We start from the raw sequence: 19,468 nt of genomic DNA, 5'->3' as shown, positions 1-19,468 counted from the left end.
GGCCCGCGGGGCGGAGGAGGGGTAGGGAATGGGACGCGCATGTGGCCAGGTTTTCATCCACGAGGCCGGGGAGAGTTCGCGGATAGGAGCAAAAACCCCGTAGTCTAAAGGGGTGACTCCTGAAGAACTTGCTACTCTCATCCGCGCGACCCTGCTGGACGCTGCTGCCGCCGGTCGCATTTCGATCGACCCCTCGCTGGTCCCCGACCCCGTGACCGTGGAGCGCCCGCGCGTGCGCGAGCACGGCGACTGGGCGACCAACGTCGCGATGCAGCTCGGTAAGAAGGCCGGCATGGCGCCGCGCGAGTTCGCGCAGATCCTCGCCGATGACCTGGCCGCCGCCGACGGTATCGACTCCGTCGAGGTCGCTGGCCCCGGCTTCATCAACATCCGCCTGGGCGCGGGTGCGGCCGGCGAGCTGGCTCGCACGATCGTCGAGGCCGGCGCCGCGTACGGCCGCAACGAGACCCTCTCGGGCCGCTCGATCAACCTCGAGTACGTTTCTGCAAACCCGACCGGCCCCGTGCACCTGGGCGGCGCCCGCTGGGCAGCCGTCGGTGACTCTCTCGCCCGCCTCATGGCCGCCTCCGGCGCCGCCGTGACCCGCGAGTACTACTTCAACGACCACGGCTCGCAGATCGACCGCTTCTCGCACTCTCTCTACGCCCGCGCCATGGGCCGGGAGGTTCCCGAGGACGGCTACGGCGGCCAGTACATCGCCGACATTGCCGACCAGGTCCGCGCTGACGCGCGCGCGGCCGGCGAGCCCGACCCGATCACCCTGCCCGAAGAAGAGGCTATCGAGGTCTTCCGCGCTCGCGGCGTTGAGCTGATGTTCGCGGAGATCAAGGAGCGTCTGCACTCCTTCCGGGCCGACTTTGACGTCTTCTTCCACGAGGAGTCCCTGCACACCTCCGGCGCGGTTGCCGCGGCGATCGAGCGCCTGCGCGAGCGCGGCGAGATCTTCGACGAAGATGGCGCGGTGTGGCTGCGCACGACCACCTACGGCGACGACAAGGACCGCGTCCTCATCAAGTCGGACGGCCAGGCCGCGTACTTCGCGGGCGACGTCGCCTACTACCTCAACAAGCGTGAGCGTGGCGCGGATGTCGCCATCTACCTGCTGGGCGCCGACCACCACGGCTACATCGCCCGCATGATGGCGATGTGCGCTGCGTTCGGTGACAAGCCGGGCGAGAACCTGCAGATCCTCATCGGCCAGCTCGTCAACCTCGTCAAGGATGGCGAGCCCGTGCGCATGTCCAAGCGCGCCGGCACGATCGTCACCCTCGACGACCTCGTCGATGCCGTGGGCGTGGACGCCGCGCGTTACGCCCTCGTGCGAGTCTCGATGGACACGCAGGTTGACATTGACCTGGACCTGCTCTCGCAGCACTCCAATGACAACCCGGTCTACTACGTACAGTACGCGCACGTGCGCGCCTGCAACGTCGCCCGCAATGCGGCCGAGCACGGCGTCACCCGCGATGCTGGCTTCGACCCGGCCGCCCTCGACTCCGAGGCCGACGAGGCCCTGCTGGCAGCCCTCGCCCAGTTCCCCGCGCAGGTTGCGCAGGCGACCGAGCTGCGCGAGCCGCACCGCATCACCCGCTACCTCGAGTCCCTGGCTGCGACCTACCACGCCTGGTACGGCCAGTGCCGCGTGACGCCTCGCGGCGACGACCCGGTTGAGCCCGGCCACATCGCCCGCCTCTGGCTCAACGACGCGGTCACCCAGGTGCTGCGCACCGGCCTCGGCCTCCTCGGTGTGAGTGCCCCCGAGAGGATGTGACTCAGTGAGCGAGACGGCAAGCGTCGGTACCCTCACCTGCCCGACCCCCGATGAGCGCCCCGACCTGTGGCCGTGGAGCGCTTCTCGGGAGGGTGGCGTGCTGCGCCTGGGAGGCGTCGACCTGACCAGCGTCGCCGCCGACTTCGGCACGCCCACCTTCGTGCTTGACGTTGAGGCCATGCGCGGACGCGCCCGCGTGTGGGCTTCGGCGATGGCCGAGGAGTTCTGGGACGGATACGGCATGAACGGCGGCGACGCCTTCTACGCTGGCAAGGCCTTCCTGAGCGCCGACGTCGCGCGCCTTGTCGCCGCCGAGGGCCTGGGTATCGACACCGCCTCGCTCGGAGAGCTGAGTCTGGCCCTGCGCGCCGGGGTGGACCCCGACCGTATCGGCCTGCACGGCAACAACAAGTCGGACGCGGAGATCCGCCTCGCCCTCGAGGCCGGCATCCACCGCATCTTCATCGACTCGATGGACGAGGTCCACCAGATCGAGCGCATCGCTGCTGACCTCGGCGTCGTCGCGCCCGTCATGGTGCGCCTGAAGTCCGGCATCCACGCGGGCGGCAACGAGTACATTGCGACCGCCCACGAGGATCAGAAGTTCGGCCTATCCTTGGCCACCGATCAGGCGTACGAGGCCGTGGCCGTGATCAAGGATGCGGCGCACCTGGACTTCCGGGGACTGCACAGCCACATCGGCTCCCAGATCTTCGGGACCGAGGCCTTTGCCGAGGCCGCGCGCATCGTCATCGACTTCGCGGCGCTCCTGAAGGCTGAGCTGGGCCTGGACGTTCCCGCCATCGACCTGGGCGGCGGCGTCGGCATCGCCTACACCGGGCAAGATCCGGTCCCGACCTCCCCGGTCGAGGTCGCCCGCGCCCTGGCCACCGTGGTGCGCGAGCGCTGCGCCCACCACGGCCTGCCGATCCCGCACGTGTCCGTCGAGCCCGGCCGCTCGATTGCCGGCCCGTCGATGGTCATGCTCTACCGCGTCGGCGTCGTCAAGGACATTTCCCTGGAAGACGGGGGAGTGCGCCGCTACGTGGCGATCGACGGCGGCATGTCGGATAACATCCGCCCGGTGCTCTACGACGCTGTCTACACGGCGACGCTCGCGAACCGCGACCCTGCGCAGGCCTCGTCTCTGGCGCGCTGCCGCATCGTCGGCAAGCACTGCGAGAGCGGCGACATCATCATCCGTGATATCGACCTGCCGGCCGACATTACGGGAGGCGACCTGTTGGCCGTTCCCGCTGTGGGGGCGTACGGCTACTCGATGGCCTCGAACTACAACATGCTGACGAAGCCGGGCGTGCTCGCCGTCGAGGACGGATCGGCGCGCTGGTTCATCCGTCCGCAGACAGTCGACCATCTGCTGGCCCTCGACGCCGGCCTGGAGTAAACGTCGGCTTGCAACAAAACGAGCGACGAGACGGGGAGTGCCTACGGGTGCTCCCCGTCTCATATGCGGTGAATTGATGGAGTCTTGGAGGATGGACTTAGGTAAGCCTTGGTTTTGTTGTTACTGACAAACTCTAGGATGATGGGTGCAGCTGTGAATGCAGTCGAAATCCTGACAGTGACAATCGAAAGTCGAGGAACTATGCGCCGCACTGCCGCACGCATCGGCATCGTCGCCGCTCTCGCCCTGTCCATGGGCGTGGCCGCGGTGAACGCCCCCTCCGCCCGTGCTGAGGAGCCCGGACTCGTCTCCGCAGCCCGCGCTGACAACGACGAGATGAACTACGCGATCAACCTCGCCGGCACGAACCCCGAGGACCTCCAGCGGGCCCTCGCCCTCGTCCCAGGAGCCGGTGGTGCCGCCCTGGCCTCGTACCCGGAGATCGGTACCTTCTTCGCGCAGAGTGCCACGCCCTCGTTCGCGCCCGACCTGGCCGCCGCCCTGCGACAGGCCGGTATCTCCATCCACTCGATCGGCCCGACCCGCGTGGCCCCCGTCCTCTACTACGAGCGCGTCGAGCTGCCCACCGACAAGAAGGACGAGGCCCCGCAGCCCGGCGCGGCAGGCGGTCTGAACGCGATGCGCAACGAGACCGCGAGCGCTGCCCCCGCTGAAGCGAACGAGGAGATCTTCAACTGGGGCGCCGTCGCCATGCACGCGCGCGAGGCCGAGGCAGTCAACGTCAAGCGCGCCCCCGTGACCATCGCGGTCGTTGACTCCGGCGTTGAGGATACGCATCCCGACCTGGAGGGGCGCGTCGATACGTCGCGTTCTGTGAAGTGCTCGGTCAACGGCGTTGCCACGCAGGACTTCTACGGGTGGCGTGATGAGTTCTACCACGGCACGCACGTCGCGGGCATTATCGCTGCCAACCACAATGACATTGGTATCGACGGCATCGCCCCTGAGTCGACCATCGTCGCCATTCAGGCGACCAACGACAACCGCCTCATCTACCCCGAGTACGTGACCTGTGCGTTCATGTGGGCGGCGAGCCACGGGGTGGACGTCGTGAACAACTCCTACTCGATGGACCCGTGGGTCTATTGGAGTCCGACCGACCCCGAGCAGGCTGCGGGCCTTGAGGCGGCCACGAGGTCGATCAAGTATGCGCAGGACAAGGGCCTGGCTGTGATCGCGGCGGCCGGTAACGAGGGCGTCGACATTGATAACCCGACGATCGACAACGGGTCCCCGACGGACGTCCCCACGCCGACGAAGAATCGTGCGGTGAAGGGCAGTATCCGCGTTCCCTCCATGCTCGACGGCGTTGCTCAGGTGAGCGCGGTTGGTCAGGCGTACAACGTGAAGCCGGGCCTGTCCCTGGGCCGCGCTGAGTTCTCCAACTACGGTCAGACGATCGATTTTGCCGCCCCGGGCGACCAGATCTACTCCACGGCCACGACGCTCTTCTACCGCAGCGGCTACGCCGTCGCCGACGGCACGTCCATGGCGACCCCGCACGTGTCGGGCGTCGCGGCACTCATTAAGTCGGTGCACCCGGAGCTTACGGGCGCCCAGGTCATCGACCTGATGAAGAAGCAGGCCGCTGCCAACTATGGACGTCTCAACGCTCCCATCGACGGCAAGGAATACCGCGGTTACGGCTTCCTCGACGCCCTCGACGCGGTGTCGGGCGGTCAGGATCAGGCCGACGAGGCCAAGGCTGGCGCGTGGGTCAATGATGCGGTCGGCTGGTGGTACCGATACGAGGATGGAACCTACCCGGCGTCGACCTCGGTTCAGATCGGCGGGGCGACCTATCGCTTCGACGCGCGCGGATACATGGTGACCGGGTGGGTCCGTGAGGCAGGCCAGTGGTTCTTCCACGGTCCCTCGGGTGCGCAGGCCGCGGGCTGGGCCAACGTGAACGGCATCTGGTACTACCTGGATCATGCGACGGGTGCGATGGTGACCGGATGGGTGTTCGTCAATGGCACCTGGTACTACCTGAGCGCTTCGGGTGCGATGGCTACCGGCTGGGTTCGCGATGGATCCACCTGGTACTACCTCACACCCTCCGGTGGCATGGCGATCGGGTGGCTGCATGAGGGAGATTCCTGGTACTACCTGGGTTCCTCGGGGGCGATGGTCACCGGCACCCAGCAGGTAGACGGGACGACCTACACCTTCGGACCGGACGGGCGCCTGCGGCACTAGGCTGAGCGACGTCGCCACGGCGGGGCCATGCACCTGACGGTGTGTGGCCCCGCCGCGCTGTCAGGAGGCCTCGCGTGCGCTCGTGGGGAGTGGTTACCCGACAGCGTCGCCTTTGTTGAGGTGATGGCGGATTTAAGTTGGTCTATATTGTGGCGAGTGACAAACTAAAGCATGATACTTCTGATGAGTACATTGTCGTACTCGCCAGACTCACAACTGAAAGTCGAGGAACCATGCGCCGCAATGTCGCACGCATCGGGCTCGTCGCGGCCCTCGCCCTGTCCATGGGCGTGGCCACAGCGACCGCCCCACCCACCCGGGCCGACGATCATACCGGCCTCATCGCGCCCGCTCGCGCCAGCGCCGGCCTGATGAACTACGCAATCAACCTCAGTGGGCACTCGAGCGCCGAGGACCTGGCGCGCGCGACCTCCCTGGTCGCTTCCGCCGGGGGCGTCGCTTTGGCTTCCTACCCGGAGCTTGGGACGTTCTTTGCGCAGAGTGAGTCGGCCTCGTTCGCCCCGGACCTGGCAGCCGAGTTGGCGAAGGCCGGGATCTCGGTCCACTCGGTGGGGCCGACCCGCGTGGCCTCCGTGCCCGAGGGGGAGCGCCAGGCCGCCCCGGAGCCGCAGCCCGGCCCGCAGTCTGGCGAGGCGAGCCCGGCTCAGTCGGGCGCACAGTCGGGTGGCCCGTCCTCTCTACGTGGACAGGACGCGACCGAGGCCGATAAGCCCGAGGAGGTCGTCAACTGGGGTGCCCAGGCGATGAGCGCCACCGACGCGGCGGCCGTGCCGATTGCGCACGCGCCCGTCACGGTCGGTGTCATCGACACCGGCATCGACGACACGCACCCCGACCTCGTGGGGCGCGTCGACACCTCCCGTTCCGTCTCCTGTGGGCACAACGGCATCCCCTCTCAGGCCTACGGGTCTTGGCGTGACGACTACTTCCACGGCACGCATGTCGCGGGCATCATCGCGGCGAATCACAACGGCATCGGCATTGATGGCATCGCGCCGACCGCGACCCTCGTGTCCATCAAGGCCTCCAACGACGAGCAGCTCATGTACCCCGAGTACGTGACCTGCGGCTTCATGTGGGCCGCCAGCCACGGTGTTGACATCGTCAACAACTCTTACTCGATGGACCCGTGGGTCTACTGGAGCCCGAGCGATCCCGAGCAGGCCGCAGGCCTCGAGGCCGCGACCCGCGCCATTGCCTACGCGCAGGGCAAGGGGCTGGCCGTCATCGCCTCAGCGGGCAACGACGGCATGGACAACGACAACGTCACGACCGACAGCGGGTCGCCGACCGACCTTGACGCCCCGATCAAGGACCGCCCCGTGAAGAACGGCGTGAAGGTCCCCGCCATGGTCGAGGGCGTCAGTCAGGTCAGCGCCGCCACGCGCACCAACGTCGAGACCAAGCCCGAATGGGCGAACCTCAAGCGCGCCGACTTCTCCAACTACGGCAAGAGCGTCGACTTTACTGCTCCGGGGCAGGACATCTACTCGACCGTACCCACGGCGATTTTCTCCTCCGGCTACGCCAAGACCAGCGGCACCTCCATGGCCACGCCCCACATCACGGGCATTGCCGCGCTCATTAAGTCGATCCACCCGGGATTCCAGGGCAAGCAGATCACCGACCTCATGCGCAAGCAGGCCGCCATGGAATACACGCGTCTGGAAGCGCCCGAGGACGGCAAGGAATTCCGCGGCTACGGCTTCATCAACGCGCTGACCACCATGCGCCGCGACCAGCCCCAGCCGACCGTCCAGACCCTGCAGTACCGGGTCGGCAAGGGCGAATGGAAGGACGTGCACGGAGCGACCCTGCCGGCCGGCCCCGTCACCTTCTACACCGAGGCCATCGCCCCGATCAGCCACCTGCACATGGACGTTGCCGGCCTGGCATCCGTCGACCGCGACGGCTCGGGCAAGTACTTCGACGATGCCCTGGGTGCCTCGATCGAAAACGTGGACCTCAGCGCACTGCTGCCCGAGGGCACGGACTCGGTGACCGCCCGCGTCCAGGTCAGCGCCACCGGCATCAACTTCGATCGCCAGGCTGACGACGACACGGGCCGCGAGGCCGTCTTCACCGTCTCGCGCGACCCGAACTCCGCTGTCACCCCAGCCCCCGCGCCTGACACTGACGCAACGCCCGCGCCGGCTGGCCCCGCCAAGGCTGGCATCACCGCTCCCGCGCGCAGCAACGACCAGCTGCCCGCCAACTACGCGGTCAACCTGCCCAAGGGCACCGATAACGCCACCTTCCAGCGTGCGGCGGCCCAGGCCTCGTTCCACGGTGGGCTCGTCCTGGCCCAGTACCCGGCGTTCGGCACGTTCTTCGTGCAGTCAGCGTCGTCCACCTTCTCGCCCGACCTGGGCGCGGCGCTCGTGAAGGAGGGCATCAGCTACGACTCGATCGGCCCGACCCGCCAGGCGCCCGTCGGCGGTAACGAGGCCGTGGTCCCCATCTCCTACGAAACCCGAGTCGCGGCGGACGCGGCGATTGCGGCAGCACCCCGCTCGCAGGGCGCACAGGGAGACCAGGACGCGGCCCTCACCCCGGACCCGCAGACCGGCAACGGATGGCACCTCCAGGCCCTGCGCGCTCTCGAGGCGCAGGGTGTGGACGTCATGCGCGCGCCCGTCACGGTGGGCATCATGGACCAGTCCGTCGATGACACCGTGCCGGACCTGGTCGGACAGGTCGACCACGACAAGTCTGTGTCCTGCTCGTTCAACGGTATCCCGAACCGCGACCCCGCCGCCTGGCGCTGGGACGACGCCACCCACGGCACGCACGTGGCCGGCTCGATCGCCGCGAAGCACGACGGTGTGGGCGTGGACGGCGTGAACCCGACGCTGCGCATCGCCGCGATCAACGTGGCCTCGCGTAACGGCGGTTTCTTCTACCCCGAGTACATCGTGTGTGGCTTCGTGTGGGCCGCTGAGCACGGCATTTCGGTCACCAACGGTTCGTACTACGTGGACCCGTGGAAGTACTGGCTCCCCAACGACCCGGAGCAGGCCGCGGGCCAGGAGGCCGTGCAGCGCGCGGTCGACTACGCGACCTCGAAGGACGTCATCAACGTCGTGGCCGCGGGTAACTTCTCGACCGACCTGGACAACCTGCCCACGACTGACGACTCGGCTCCCGGCGACACCTGGGGTGCACACGAGCGTGACGTGACGGGTGCCGTCTACATGCCGCCGAAGCTGCGCGGCACGCTCTCCGTGTCCGCCCTGCAGCTGCCCGAGGGTGCCGACCCCGCAACCGGCGTGCTCGAGCCGGCCTCTTGGTCGAACTGGGGCGCCACCAGCATCGACTTTGCGGCCCCCGGCGCGAAGATATACGCGCCGCTGACGAGCTGGTACGGCAAGGCCTACGGCAACCTGTACGGCACCTCGCAGGCATCGCCTCTGGCAGCCGCCGTCATCGCGACGCTGCGCCAGGTCCACCCGGAGATGAACGCCGTGCAGATCATCGCCCTGGCCAAGAAGCAGGCGGGGGATCCGTCGAACTGGGATCGCCTCAAGCCCGTCGAGGGCCGCGAGTACCGGGGCGCGGGCCTGCCCAACGCCTTGGATGCTGTCCTCAAGGACCAGGCGAAGCCCGTCATCGGCAGCGTCGAGTATTCGACGGATGGCACCACCTGGCAGCCGCTGGCGGGGGAGAGCGTCGCCGGACGTGTCTCCATCCGTGTGACGGTGACCGGTCCGGTAACCTCTGCGCGTCTCCTCGTCGGTGAGCGCGAGGTCGCGACCGGTGTGGGTAACGGCGCCTTCGAGGGCAACTCGGTGACGCTGCAGGCCGACGGCGTGGACGTGTCCCACCCGAACGGCACGGGACGCTTCGCGGGCGCCGCGACGGTCACGGTCGAGGCCATGGGCCGCAATAATGACGCCCGCGCCGACGACGACGCAACGCTCCAGGTTCCCTTCACGGTCAGCCCCGACCAGGTCGGTCCCGACGAGGCCCGCTCGGGCCGCTGGGTGTCCGGCGTGTTCGGCTGGTGGTGGCGCTACGAGGACGGCACCTACCCGACCTCGATGCAGCTGCGCATCGACGGGGCGATCTATCGCTTCGATGCCCGCGGGTACATGGTGACCGGCTGGGTCAGCGAGGGCGGCCACTGGTTCTACTACGGACCCTCCGGCGGCCAGACCGCAGGCTGGGTGCAGGTGCGTGGAACCTGGTACTACCTGGATCCCATCAGCGGCGAGATGGCCAGCGGATGGACCAAGGTGCGCGACACCTGGTACTTCCTGGGCTCCTCGGGCGCGATGCACGCCGGCTGGATGCGTGAGGGCTCCACCTGGTACTACTTGGCCGATTCCGGTGCGATGGCCACGGGCTGGGCGCGCATCGGATCCTCCTGGTACCACTTCGCCACCTCCGGCGCCATGAGCACCGGATGGGTGAAGGACGGCGGCTCCTGGTTCTACCTCTCCTCCTCCGGGGCGATGGTGACCGGGGCGCGCTGGATCGACGGCACGCGCTACGTGTTCGACGACGAGGGCCGCCTCCAGGAGTAGGTATCACGAGGCCGGGGTTCCTTCCCGGTTGAGATGGTGAGGGGCCGCGTACGATTTCTCGTGCGCGGCCCCCTCGTGTGTGTGGGGAGGGTGTTTTCCTTGTTGGATCGCCATTGTGAATTCGATAGTGCAAGGAGAGAATTTCGTATACGATACTCATATGAGTGAGCGTCTTCTTCATGGAAAGCCCGTCAGCGATGAGCAGATTCAGGCGTGGGCTGATGAGGCTGAGCGCGGATATGACCTGACCAAGCTGGCGCCCCCGCGTCCGGGCCGTCCTTCCGTCGGGAAGGGGCCGGGAGTGGCCGTCACGGTGCGTTTGGATGAGCAGACGCTCAGCGCGCTGATGGAACGTGCTGCCTCTGAGGGGATCGATAGCCGTTCCGACGCGATACGTGCTGCGGTGCGTGAGTGGACCCATGTCGCCTAGACTGCACGCCAGTGCGCGCAAGCATTTTGGGCGCGACCGGCTCACCGATGAGTCCGTCCTGTATGCCTATGAGCATGCCCTGAACTCTCGACCCCTCGATGATGAGGATGACCCCAGGCGGTGGCTCGTGGTGGGTATTAATCAATCTGGACGCGTTCTGGAAATGGTCGTCTTGATTTTTGACAGTGGCGGTGAACTCCTCATTCATGCGATGAAGGCACGTCCGCAATTTCTAGAGGAACTTCGATAGTCCCTTTCTCGCAGCCTCCTGGCGCGAGAATGCCTTCAACGAATGTGGCTGCCCTCCGACCTGCACAGGGGGGGCGATCGGAGGACAGCCGTGCAACAGTGCCGCTCTGTTACCCCATGCCCGTCGATGTAAAGCCCGCCTTCTCGGGCGTCGTGCCCAGGCGCGTGGCGATGAGCTCCTTGTCCTGATCGGACGCGAGGTCACGGACCCACGAGGCGTAGGTGGCCTCGTCGGCGTGGACCTCCTGCGTGAGCGGGTTTCGCCGCTTGGAGACGATCGTGCGCACGTGCGCGGCGAACACCCACACGTTCGCCACCAGGGCGGCCGCCGAGAGGATGAACATCGCCCAGGGGTTGTGGGCGCTGCGGTGGGCGAACATCGAATCCTGCATGAAATGCGGGAACGTGAGCACGACCGCCGACCACAGCGTGAGCGTGTACGCGCGGTATTGGATCCACGCGCCTCGCCCAACCTTCATGAGCGCAGGGATCGTGCACGAGGCCAGTAGCGCCACGCCCGAGTACCACGCGCGGTCCGACTACATGTGGTACTGCACGCTCGCCCTGCTGCTCGCCTGCACGATCCCCGCGTTCACGTGGGCGAAGGGGCAGTGGCTCTGGTTCCGCTGCTTCACGCTGGTCTTCTGGATCTCCGTGAATACGCTCCTGCCCGAGGTCCCGGTGCCGCCCTCCGACATCTTCAACTTCGCGACCATGGACCCGCGCGCGAACGTCGCGCTCTTTGCCTACTGGCTGTACAAGATCGTCGCCTGCAAGCGCAACCCAATCACGGGCGTCCTGTACTGCGAGCTGACGGAGTTCCGCACCATCGTGCGCGAGCACTGCGATGACAGAGATAAATACTCTCTCTTCGACCCCATCCCCGAGAACCCCGAGGAGCTCGGCTTCGAGCCCGACTCGCCCACGCCGCCGTCCGATGGGTATCGAGCCTGGTTCGCATAAAACGGAGAAATGATGAGCGGAATGACTCGAGAAAGACAATATAATTATGTTGAGAATTGCCTCTATTGAGAGGAATGGAAAGTAAGAATGGTGATGATGCAACATGCGAGTGTATTGTATGTTTGGTGATGCAACTAAATGTTGCTAGCTGGGAGCGTCCATGATTGGAGAATCTTGGGATGCGCCAAAAGTGGCGGGTCGCTGAGCGGTGAGTGGTCGGCGAGGCTGTAAGACGTGAATGTCTTACAGAACGCCGATGAAAACTCAAAATGTTTGCCCAGAGGTTGTTGTTGAGGGAACTAACGTGGATAAGTGCGAAGGTAACTCTTGTGAGACAAATAAATCAATGTCAAACTGCTTTGTCCAACTGGCAATGTGAGCACACCAATATGCCTTCGAAAAATGTGAAATCGTAAATGTGAGGATAATCAAGTTGCGAAAGGTTTCTTCGCTTAAGCAGATTTTGAACTGTTCTTTCATAATTGCGCGTACGGCTTCAATTAAATCATGATCGCCGACTGGAGAATAGTCGAGACTATCAAGTTCTGTTGCCGCTAAACCAATTAGCTCTGAAGTGTTGGAAGGAAGGGGGTTGCGCCCGCTGTATCGCCTGGATAGGACCTCGTAAATTGTTTCGGAGGTGACTTCCCTTGTTGGCTGACTAAAAAAACTATAGCTCCTAAAATTCAAACCGATTGATAAGCGGGCTGCTACCGCCCTAACAACGGCCTTATGCTTCGCCAGTCTGATTGCGGAAGCGACAATATCGCTTGCACAAGAAAAAGTATCAAAGGAGTGATCGGACATTACTGAGCCAGAACTCTTTAGCTGGTGTTCGACCGCGCGCACTAAAGTGTCTAGACTCTCAAAGACTATGTCAACGAAACAGTCGTGGTGGTGAGTCGAAATTACGTTATGTGGGTAGAGGGGAGCAGTCTCCAAAAAATCATCAAAGTCGCGATCGACTACAAATATTGCGTGTGAACTGTCCATAGAATGCGCGGCGTGGGCGGCCTTTAGAAGACCTTCTTTTCCTGCTGAACTAACATATAAGGTGATTTTGGAACTAACCCAACCATGAAGTAACTTCCAATCGTCTTCGCCTTCCAATCCCACGACCAAGTTGGGAGAAGTTGAGGTAAGCAATCGTATTGTGTCCACATCTGAATCAGGCGTAAGAAACTCTCTCATGCCGAAGCTTCCTCCGAGGTGCCAAGACGTACGGTTGTGCTCCACATGCCGTTAATTATCTGAGGTGAATGAGTTGCGACGATGAAACGAAAATCAACATCTTCTGCAATCTTTACAACGTCCGGAATAAATGCAAGCTGCCATGCAATGTGTAGGGATATCTCAGGTTCGTCAATCAAAACTGTCGCACCAGGTTCAACATTGAATAGTAGATCGAACAGTAAAATTATTTCATGTTGTTCGCCGGATGAAAGTGAATCTAAGTCGATGATTTCTCCGTCATCCGTGCGTTTCACGATAAGCCCCATTGTGTCGGTAATTGAAAGAACTTTTGTCTCAAGGCGGTCGTTAACTAGATTTTGAAGTAACTCTATTCGTTTCAGTAGTGAACGAAAAGGTTCAAGCTTTTCGTTTGCGTCACGTACGTATAAATCAAATAAAGCTAGCTCCCAATCTTTCGATACGTTGTTGGAGGGGGCAAGCTCCTCTGGAAGCTCGACTGAAACTATTTGCGCCAAACGATCGCGAAATTTGTTTTGCTCGGCATAACGACTTTGGATTTCATTGGGATCGCGTGGGGTGTCGCTATCCACTGCCTGGAGGACGCGACTAGGGAACGATCGGTCCTTCTGTTGACTCAGGCGCGAGTGTTCCGTCTGAGCTTTGTTAAGCTGCTCTTTTATGGTCTCAGATAGTTCGCGAATGCGTGTTGCTGCCTGTTGTCTTCTTACTGAATTGAATCCTATGTGGGTTTCGGATCGGTCGGTATATGTTTGGAGTGCGCTAAGGCGCTGAGTGTTGATGAAATAAGTGGGTGTGTCGTAGCAAAAATCTCTGAAGCTTTCGTGAATTTCGATACACGGTTGTCCCATGCGTATATAGGGACGATGGTAGCGTCTGGTCAGATCGGAATAGGTAACAACTTCGCCGTCACTTGTGTCTTGCCAAAGATCAGTTCCTATAGGTAGGTAGGTCGTCTCGCGGATTAAGAATTCATGAAATTCTGAAAGTTCTGGACCCCACTCTATCGGCTCAGTATCCGGCTTACATAGTCTGAATAGTATATCGTAGCTACCTGTATCTTCCTCAGATTCATTTGGATCTGGGGCTTGGCGCGCTGCTGTAAGCGTGCTGCCGTCGGAGTACTTGAGTGTTGCACGTGTGAATGGCATTTGGCTCAGTCGGGTGTAGTCGAGCCTTGATAAATGATGAATTATTTCTAGTAGTTTCGTCTTGCCAACACCGTTTTGTCCATATAGGATGACAAAGCGACTGTCGTCTTTGAAAGTGACTGAATGGTCGTATTTGCCGAAAAGACCTTTGACGGTCGCTTCAACTAGTAGTTTTTTGGAATTCATTGATCCTCCTAAATGTTACTTTGGTTGCGCTTGCTCTCTTATTTCTTTTTTGTTAGCTTGGGATTTGTGGTATTATCTCTAATTCGTTCCGATCTGCCTTCTTTCAAGCTTGTTAATGTCGCGATTTATTTGGTGGGATAAAGAGTGGATGTACTGATCCTGTCAGCGTGAGTGTAAGGCTAAACATGAATGCTGTGTACTGTTACATGATAGTAGTACGTACGTCGTTGGCGCTTGGGGTATAGAGGTTTTCTGTTTGTAGGCGTGCTGTCGTATCTATCGCTGCTGCAGGCTCGTAGCAATCGTCGCGGGATTCAGCCCCGGGACGTGCTGCCCCTTGCTTGAAAAAGTCGTTGGGGTCACCAGACGTACCTCCCACGTCGTGTCCCCGTCTCGTTCGGCGAGCTCCTCCCAGGACTCCTGTGCGATCACTTGCCCCTCGACTGCAACGAGCACCGCGTCATCGTCGGTGCCTGCGCCAAGGCGCATCACACCGCCCCATGACAGCCATGCATCCAGTGTGTCAACCAGGCGATCGTCCAGGAAGCGTACCTCGACGCCAAACGTCGACTCTGAACGGCTTAGCTCGCCGAGTGAATAGGGCTTCACTCCACCAGAACCATGAACGGGGCGGTGTGCCAGCGTCGGAAACTGCGCCGCCCGCTCGGGGCTCACCCCGGGCGGCAAGTCCAGAACCGCGGACAGGGCGGCATGTAGCCTTCGCGGTGTCGCTGGCACCTGCCCTGGTGCGTCAAAGCTGATGTAGACGGACGCTGGCATCGTTGCCTCCCAACACGGGCGTGTGACTGACGCTACTGACCGTAGCACATATGTTTTGGTAGTTCATGTGCAAATGTCAAGCTGTTTGGTCGTTCTGTCAGAATGAGAGGTGCCTATAGTTGCAACGTTTGCTGGCAAGACTACTCTTGATAACGTTTTGATTGTGAATGAGTGTCTAATGATCCGGTTGGTAGGTTTTACTGCTTGGCCATGTTGCTCGCGAAGCTTTGTTGTGACGGGGGTTCAACGGTGCGCGTTGGTGCCTCTTCCGACCGAGCATTGGCGTATCGTTCCCCGCTTCAGGGCAATAGTCAAGCATTTCCGACCCAAGGGTCAAGATTTCTTAAAATGTGAAACCCTGTGGGACGTTTGTCGAAATCCTTGACACGATGGTGCAATGGCGTGCCATCCGGAAAGCCCCGAAGACGCGCCCCCATCCGTACAGAAACGAGGAACAATGATGCACCAACGCTCATGGAAGACCCTCATCGCGGGAGGAGCCGCCCTCGCGGCCGGCCTGACGATGACTGCGCTCGGCGCTCCCGCACACGCGGCCGGCGTCCCGGGGATCACCTCCGATGCCCGCGCCCGCGACGAGGTGATGAACTACGCGGTCAACCTGCCGGCCGACGCAACCCGCTACGACTTCAATGCGGCCGTGTCCAAGGCCTCGGAGAACGGCGTGGTTCTGGCCCAGTACCCCGAACTCAACTCCTTCTTCGTCCAGTCGGTGAAGGCCGCCTTCGCCCCGACGCTCGGCAAGAGCCTCGTCGATGCCGGCATCTCCTACCACTCGATTGGCCCCACCCGCTACAAGACGGTTACCGGCGCCGAGGTGCGTACCGACCAGCCGCAGACCACCACCTCTGAAGCCAATGCCGTCGCCGACGCCGCGGGCACGCACCCGACCGGCCTGGCCGCCGACTCCCAGCTCAACGACTTCGTCCCCGACGAGGGCGACGCCAACGCCTGGGGCCTGGCCGCCATCGGCGCGATCGACGCGCAGCAGGTCGACGTCCCCCGCGAGAAGGTCACCGTCGGCGTCATGGACACCGGCATCGACCCCGACCACAAGGACCTCAAGGAGCACCTGGACGCCGATCGTTCCGTGGGCTGCCAGGTCAACGGCATCCCCAACACGGACCCCGCCGCCTGGAAGGATGACCACTACCACGGCACGCACGTCGCGGGCACGATCGCAGCCGCGCACAACGCCTACGGCGTGGACGGCGTCGCACCCGACGCGACGATCGTCGCCATCAAGGTCTCGAACGAGGCCGGATCCTTCTACCCCGAGTACGTGGCCTGCGGCTTCGACTGGGCCGCCGAGCATGACATCGACGTGACGAACTCCAGCTACTACATGGACCCCTACGCCTTCTGGATGCCCAACGAGGGCTCGCAGGCCGCGGGTCTTGAGGCCGCCTCGCGCGCGATCCGTTACGCGAAGGACCTCGGCGTCGTCAGCATCGCCGCCGAAGGCAACGACAACGACGACCACGACAACCCGACGATCGACAAGGCTTCGCCCAACGACGTTGAGGGTGCCGCCGCAGAGCGCAACGTCGAGGGCGGCATCGACGTCCCCGCGATGCTCAACGACTCCGTCGTGTCCGTGTCCGCCCTGGCCCTGCCCACCGGCACGGACCCCGCAACGGCTAAGCTCGAACGCTCCGGCTTCTCCAACTACGGTAAGAACTCCGTCGACGTCGCAGCCCCCGGCTCGCGCATCTGGTCGACGGTGCCCACCTGGAAGAAGAACCCGCCCTTCGGCTACCTGTCCGGCACCTCGATGGCCTCCCCGCACGCAGCCGGCGTGGCCGCACTGATCAAGCAGATCCACCCGGACTACACCCCCGACCAGACGATCGACCTGCTCAAGAAGCAGGCCGGCTACACCTACGACCGCCTCGCCGAGCCGACGGACGGCAAGGAATACCGCGGCGCTGGCCTCGTCAACGCCCTGGCTGCCGTCCTCAAGGACCAGCCGCAGCCGGTCCTCGGCCCCGTTGAATACTCCCGCGACGGCGCCACCGACTGGCGTCCGCTGGCCGACGCCAACCTGTCGGGCACCGTCTACGTGCGCGCCACGGTCGGCGGCCCCGTCACCAACGCCTCCCTGAAGGTCGCTGACAAGGAAGCGGTGAGCGCCACCGGAACCGGTGCCTTCGAGAACAACGAGGTCACGCTCGTGGCCGGACCCTACGCGGCCGCGGACCTGATGACCGACGCCCCCCACGTCGAGGTGACCGTCAGCGCTGAGGGCCGCAACAAGGACGCGCGCGCCGACGACGACGTGAAGGACACCATCTACTTCCACGTGGATGAGTCCGTGCACGAGGACGGTGCCTGGGTCAACAGCGATGGCGGCTGGAAGTACTGCTACGGCAACGGCTCCTGCGTCCGCAACAAGTCCATCGTGATCGGCGGGGAGACCTACTACTTCAACGACGACTCCGTGATGGCGACCGGCTGGGTCAGCTTCGACTCGGCGTGGCACTGGATGAACTCCTCCGGCCGCATGGCCAAGGGCTGGACCAAGGTCGGCGGTGCCTGGTACTACCTCGATCCCGCCACCGGCGCGATGGCCACCGGCTGGGCCAACGTCGACGGCACCTGGTACTACCTGAACGCCTCGGGCGCGATGGCCACCGGCTGGGTCCAGGTCAACGGTTCCTGGTACTACCTGAACGGCAACGGCTCCATGGCCACCGGCTGGACAGCCGTCAACGGCAAGTGGTACTACCTGACCGGCAACGGTGCGATGGCGATCGGCTGGGTCAACGACGGCGGCACCTGGTACTACCTTGACGCCTCGGGCAAGATGGTGACCGGCTGGGTCTCCATCGACGGCACGCGCTACCACTTCGCGCCCTCCGGCGCGTGGCTCGGCTGAGCCAAAAGGGGACGAGGCCGGGGCTGGGACGCTCCGGCCTCAAACCCCGCGTTGAGCGCGCCGACGCCGATCGTGCCTGACGCGATGCTCAACTGAAGACAAACAGGGGCGGGTCCGAACACTAGGTTCGGACCCGCCCCGTTGTTCCCTCACGCGTCCCGGGAGGGATCCGGGCGCGCCCCCACTGGTGCCCAGGGGCGCGCTGGGCTCTCAGCCCAGTGAGTCGAAGAGGACCTGCAGGCCCTCGCCCATGGTCGGGTGAGCGATCGGCAGGAAACGCAGCTGCTCGTAGGTCAGGCCGCCGGCCATGGCGACGTGCACGGCCGTGATGACCTCGGAGACGTTCGGACCGATCAGCGTGGCGCCCAGGATCTGGTGCGTGTTCGCATCCACAATGGCCTTCCAGAAGCCCTCGCCCGCGTAGCGCATCGTCTTGGCGCGCGGAATCGCGGCCGTGGGAACCTTGGCGATACGCACGTCCAGGCCGGCCTCGCGGGCCTCACCTTCGGACAGGCCGATGCGCGCCAGCTCGGGGGTGGCGAACACGGCGTAGGGGATCGTGCGGCCCTTCGTGGTGGTGGTCGCCTCGTCCAGGGACGCGCCGGTCAGCTGCGCGCGGATGATGCGGAAGTCGGACCAGGACGCGTGCGTGAACATGGGGGTGCCCGCGCAGTCGCCAGCCGCCCACACGCCCTCAGCAGAGGTGCGCAGGTGCTCATCCACCGCGACGAAACCGCGATCGGTCAGCTCAACCCCGGCCTCGTCCAGGCCGATGCCGTCCGTGTTGGGAACGCGGCCCACGGCCACGAGGACCGCCTCGGCGGACACCGTGGAGCCATCGGAGAGCGTCAGGGTGGTCGTGTTGCCCTCGCGCGAGGCGGACTCAGCGCGGCCGGGAACGATGCGCACGCCGGCGGCCTCCAGGCCAGCCTCGACGACGCGGGCGGCGTCCTCGTCCTCGCGAGGCAGCACGTGGTCACCCGAGGAGATGAGCGTGACGTCCACGCCGAATGTCGCCATCATCGACGCGAACTCCACGCCGATGTAGCCGGCGCCGATGATCGCCAGGGAGGAGGGGAGCTCCTCGAGGCGCAGGATCTCTTCGTTCGTCCACGCGCCCGACTCCCACAGGCCGGGGATCGCGGGACGCGCCGGACGCGAACCCAGGTTGATGAGGACGCGCTCGCCACGAATCGTGCGCTCGCCGCCGTCCTCCAGGGCGATGGTGACTGTGCGCTCGCCCGTGAAGCGAGCCTCGCCGCGAATGAAGTCCAGGCCGGGGGCCGCGAACATCTTCTCGTGCGCGCCGACCATGGCGCCAACGATGCCCTCCTTGTGAGCGCGAAGCTTGGCCAGGTCCACGCGCGCGCCCTCGGTTCCGACCACGCCGAACGCCTCGTCCGAGCGGGCATCGCTCAGGCGACGAGCCGAGTTGACCAGCGACTTCGTGGGGATGCAGGCGACGTTAATGCAGGTGCCGCCGACGAACTGGCGCTCCACCATGGCGACCTTCCAGCCCGCCTTCGCGCGCTCCATCGCGAGGGACTTTCCGGCCTTGCCGCCGCCGACAACCAGCAGGTCAACGTTCTCGATTGCGTTCGTGGACATGTTTCTCCTTGGGTAGTAAAGGGTTACCT

General features: G+C 63.7%; 10 protein-coding genes and 2 pseudogenes. 7 read left to right on the top strand and 5 right to left on the bottom strand.

The annotated features are described in order from the left end of the window. Positions 1–112: 112 nt before the first annotated feature. The 5 genes from argS (at position 113) to ACTODO_RS09150 (ending at position 10,394) form a co-directional block, all read left to right on the top strand. On the top strand, positions 113–1,792 hold the full coding sequence (argS, locus tag ACTODO_RS09170) for an arginine--tRNA ligase (RefSeq protein WP_003793189.1): 1,680 nt from the start codon (positions 113–115) through the stop codon (positions 1,790–1,792). Between the two features lie 4 nt (positions 1,793–1,796). After that, the gene (gene lysA, locus ACTODO_RS09165; RefSeq protein ID WP_003793186.1) at positions 1,797–3,197 is read left to right on the top strand and encodes a diaminopimelate decarboxylase; all 1,401 of its coding nucleotides are present in this window, start codon (positions 1,797–1,799) and stop codon (positions 3,195–3,197) included. A gap of 201 nt (positions 3,198–3,398) precedes the next feature. Further along, positions 3,399–5,417, top strand: a complete 2,019-nt coding sequence (locus tag ACTODO_RS09160) for a S8 family peptidase (protein WP_003793185.1) — start codon at positions 3,399–3,401, stop codon at positions 5,415–5,417. Positions 5,418–5,650: 233 nt separating this feature from the next. Next, a complete protein-coding gene (locus ACTODO_RS09155; protein WP_003793183.1) occupies positions 5,651–9,964 on the top strand; it encodes a S8 family serine peptidase in 4,314 nt (1,437 codons plus the stop codon). A gap of 160 nt (positions 9,965–10,124) precedes the next feature. Further along, positions 10,125–10,394, top strand: a complete 270-nt coding sequence (locus ACTODO_RS09150) for a ribbon-helix-helix domain-containing protein (protein ID WP_003793182.1) — start codon at positions 10,125–10,127, stop codon at positions 10,392–10,394. A 359-nt stretch (positions 10,395–10,753) separates the two neighbouring features. On the opposite strand, the pseudogene ACTODO_RS09140 reads toward ACTODO_RS09150, so the two are convergent. After that, positions 10,754–11,182 (bottom strand): annotated as a pseudogene (locus ACTODO_RS09140) (DUF5692 family protein); the annotation flags it as partial. On the opposite strand from ACTODO_RS09140, the pseudogene ACTODO_RS09135 reads away from it, so the two are divergent. Beyond that, a pseudogene (locus ACTODO_RS09135) lies at positions 11,181–11,606 on the top strand (DUF5692 family protein); the annotation flags it as partial. The pseudogenes ACTODO_RS09140 and ACTODO_RS09135 sit on opposite strands and share 2 nt — an antisense overlap. Before the next feature lie 264 nt (positions 11,607–11,870). Here ACTODO_RS09135 and ACTODO_RS10815 read toward each other — a convergent pair. The 3 genes from ACTODO_RS10815 to ACTODO_RS09125 form a co-directional block, all read right to left on the bottom strand. Then, on the bottom strand, positions 11,871–12,797 hold the full coding sequence (locus tag ACTODO_RS10815; RefSeq protein WP_131332800.1) for a hypothetical protein: 927 nt from the start codon (positions 12,795–12,797) through the stop codon (positions 11,871–11,873). Further along, a complete protein-coding gene (locus ACTODO_RS10665) occupies positions 12,794–14,155 on the bottom strand; it encodes an AAA family ATPase (RefSeq protein WP_003793174.1) in 1,362 nt (453 codons plus the stop codon). The genes ACTODO_RS10815 and ACTODO_RS10665 overlap by 4 nt, the downstream gene beginning before the upstream one ends. A 276-nt stretch (positions 14,156–14,431) precedes the next feature. Beyond that, positions 14,432–14,764, bottom strand: coding sequence for a hypothetical protein (locus ACTODO_RS09125; protein WP_003793173.1), 333 nt, complete (start codon positions 14,762–14,764; stop codon positions 14,432–14,434). 631 nt (positions 14,765–15,395) lie between these two features. On the opposite strand from ACTODO_RS09125, the gene ACTODO_RS09120 reads away from it, so the two are divergent. Further along, the gene (locus ACTODO_RS09120) at positions 15,396–17,831 is read left to right on the top strand and encodes a S8 family serine peptidase (protein ID WP_208853706.1); all 2,436 of its coding nucleotides are present in this window, start codon (positions 15,396–15,398) and stop codon (positions 17,829–17,831) included. Between the two features lie 210 nt (positions 17,832–18,041). Here ACTODO_RS09120 and ACTODO_RS09115 read toward each other — a convergent pair whose 3' ends face one another. Beyond that, the gene (locus ACTODO_RS09115) at positions 18,042–19,439 is read right to left on the bottom strand and encodes a dihydrolipoyl dehydrogenase family protein (protein WP_003793169.1); all 1,398 of its coding nucleotides are present in this window, start codon (positions 19,437–19,439) and stop codon (positions 18,042–18,044) included. Positions 19,440–19,468 lie beyond the last annotated feature (29 nt).

The sequence above is a fragment of the Schaalia dentiphila ATCC 17982 genome (genome assembly GCF_000154225.1).
Taxonomy (GTDB): Bacteria; Actinomycetota; Actinomycetes; order Actinomycetales; family Actinomycetaceae; genus Pauljensenia; species Pauljensenia dentiphila.
Note: the sequence above shows the minus strand (reverse complement) of the source record. Positions and strands in the feature narration are given on the sequence as shown.

What these genes read in the sequence shown, in the direction of transcription:
- ACTODO_RS10815 (WP_131332800.1), bottom strand. Translation starts at nt 12,797, where the DNA reads ATGAGAGAGTTTCTTACGCCTGATTCAGATGTGGACACAATACGATTG.
- ACTODO_RS09155 (WP_003793183.1), top strand. Translation starts at nt 5,651, where the DNA reads ATGCGCCGCAATGTCGCACGCATCGGGCTCGTCGCGGCCCTCGCCCTG.
- ACTODO_RS09115 (WP_003793169.1), bottom strand. Translation starts at nt 19,439, where the DNA reads ATGTCCACGAACGCAATCGAGAACGTTGACCTGCTGGTTGTCGGCGGC.
- ACTODO_RS09160 (WP_003793185.1), top strand. Translation starts at nt 3,399, where the DNA reads ATGCGCCGCACTGCCGCACGCATCGGCATCGTCGCCGCTCTCGCCCTG.
- ACTODO_RS09150 (WP_003793182.1), top strand. Translation starts at nt 10,125, where the DNA reads ATGAGTGAGCGTCTTCTTCATGGAAAGCCCGTCAGCGATGAGCAGATT.
- ACTODO_RS10665 (WP_003793174.1), bottom strand. Translation starts at nt 14,155, where the DNA reads ATGAATTCCAAAAAACTACTAGTTGAAGCGACCGTCAAAGGTCTTTTC.
- ACTODO_RS09120 (WP_208853706.1), top strand. Translation starts at nt 15,396, where the DNA reads ATGCACCAACGCTCATGGAAGACCCTCATCGCGGGAGGAGCCGCCCTC.